We start from the raw sequence: 1256 nt of genomic DNA on the forward strand, positions 1-1256 counted from the left end.
GCGAGCCGGCTGATTGTTTGGCATGCGTGAGCGTATCGCCGACGGGCGCACCGAAAATATCTTTAATCCCCGCAACGACAAAACCGACGGCGCCCGCGCTTAATTCTTCTAACGGCTGGCGCTTGGGTTAGTAGCTTGTGCTTTAGACTGCGATGAAAAAATCGCCGCTGGCTGGAAAAATGCGGCCTCTTATGTCGATTAAAATGGCTAGTCTACGGCTATTATTTTGAGCAATAATGTGAGATGCTATTCCGAGCAAACCAAAGGCAAGCATCAAAATGTAAAAACAGCGAATGAATATTGGCTTACGACAATACATTTAGGGACTCCTTCCCATCATGGTCTGATTTGTTTATGGCATCATTGCAAAGGGAGTACAAAGGGTATAAATTTCGCATAGAGGGTAATTATGCTGATTAGTAAGAAAAACACGAAACCCCATCTTTGGCTGACATCACTAATTGTAAGCATCGTCGCTTCTTCCTTTTACGCGTACGATTTTTTAGTCCGCGTCATGCCGATGGCTGTCGCGCATGAGTTATTAGACGCGTTCAAAATTCAAGCTGGTGAACTCAGTATTTTATTTAGCAGTTTTTTTTACGGCTATGCCTTGATGCAAATTCCATCCGGCATGTTGTGCGATAAATTTGGTGCGCGTCGTTCGCTTTCTTTAGGGCTTCTAATTTGTTCCATAGCAACGCTTATCTTTGCGTCCACTACTTATTTTCCTCTCGCTGTCATTGCTCGTTTTATTATCGGATTTACCGCCTCCATCGCTTATCTCGGCGCTTTATGGGTCGGCGCTTATTGGCTCGGTGCTAAGCGATTTGCCATGTATGCAGGGCTGGTGCAAGTCCTTGGGTGCGCTGGCGCTGTTATTGGCTCAGCGCCCGTGGCGCATTTTGCAAACCTGTATGGTTGGCAACGAACGACTTACTTTATTGCGGCATTGGGTTTTTTACTTACCATACTCAATTGGTTAGTTATTCAGGATAAACCTAAGGCCCATCTAACTAAATCGGCTGCCAAATTGCTAGAGCAAGGAAACCGTCTTTATTTACGTGATGTCTTTAAACAAACGCAATCATGGTGGATTGCATTGTTCGGTTTTGCCATTTGGGGGCCGACGCCGTTGTTCGCTACTTCATGGGGCGCCTTATTTCTCGTAAGTTCCTATCAATTTACGAATGTTCACGCCACGGCTTTACTCTCTCTAATCTGGCTTGGCATCGCTATCGGCGGGCCCTTTTTCGGTT

The 1256-nt window shown here is 45.9% G+C and carries 1 protein-coding gene and 2 pseudogenes; 1 reads left to right on the forward strand and 2 read right to left on the reverse strand.

What is annotated here, in order from left to right; all coding sequences use genetic code 11:
- A pseudogene (locus tag FIV31_RS07530) lies at positions 1-127 on the reverse strand (translation elongation factor 4); the annotation flags it as partial.
- Between the two features lie 27 nt (positions 128-154).
- Positions 155-319, reverse strand: a pseudogene (locus FIV31_RS07535) (NfeD family protein); the annotation flags it as partial.
- 90 nt (positions 320-409) lie between these two features.
- Here FIV31_RS07535 and FIV31_RS07540 point away from each other — a divergent pair.
- Positions 410-1256: MFS transporter (locus FIV31_RS07540; RefSeq protein WP_280124346.1), on the forward strand; the 847-nt coding region annotated here is incomplete at its 3' end.

This window comes from Coxiella endosymbiont of Ornithodoros amblus (genome assembly GCF_019425495.1).
Classification (GTDB): domain Bacteria; phylum Pseudomonadota; class Gammaproteobacteria; order Coxiellales; family Coxiellaceae; genus Coxiella.